Annotated in this window: 1 protein-coding gene and 1 pseudogene; one reads left to right on the top strand and one right to left on the bottom strand. The window is 62.5% G+C overall.

What is annotated here, in order from left to right:
• Window positions 1–230: hypothetical protein (locus tag ACFX59_RS18435; protein WP_387434539.1), on the top strand; the 230-nt coding region annotated here is incomplete at its 5' end.
• A 162-nt stretch (window positions 231–392) separates the two neighbouring features.
• On the opposite strand, the pseudogene ACFX59_RS18430 reads toward ACFX59_RS18435, so the two are convergent.
• Window positions 393–544: pseudogene (locus tag ACFX59_RS18430) on the bottom strand (IS481 family transposase); the annotation flags it as partial.

Here is a 544-nt window from a genome sequence, read left to right as displayed (position 1 = left end):
CCACCCAGTCCTACATCGGCTTCGTTAGCCTCGCCTCAGTCCTGCTCTGGCTACCCTTTGTCCACGATGCCTATTGCATCGCTGAGGCGATTGCCGTGGGCGTCAGCATGGCCACGGCTGCCGGCTGGAACGCCGACGACCGGGCCGAGATCGCCTTCCGATGGACTGCGTTCGAGGGGCGAAACATTCAGGGGTGGGCCAACCCGGTCCGATCGATCGGGCTCGGCTGAGCGGCGACTGCGACGCCGACCGTCGACGCCTTCGTTGAGGTCCCGCTGGACACACCGCATCTGGCGCTCGTACCTTACGTAGCCAAGGCGCTCGCGCCCCTGTTCGCCGTGTTCGGCGGCTACGAAGGCAAGGATCAAATGGTGGAGGAAGCGGTCAAACCGCTAGGTGTTTAGTCCTGGGGAGTGGCGGTACGGATCGATTTTGAATCGGCTCGAGTTTTCTGTCCAGATGCGTGTGACATATTCGTAGGGTGTGAGGCCGCGGAGCGTCTTCAACCGGCGGGCATGGTTGTAGGCGTCGATGAACAGCTGGA

It is taken from the genome of Sphingomonas sp. NCPPB 2930 (assembly GCF_042867205.1).
In the GTDB taxonomy this organism is placed as follows: Bacteria; Pseudomonadota; Alphaproteobacteria; order Sphingomonadales; family Sphingomonadaceae; genus Sphingomonas.
Note: the sequence above shows the minus strand (reverse complement) of the source record. Positions and strands in the feature narration are given on the sequence as shown.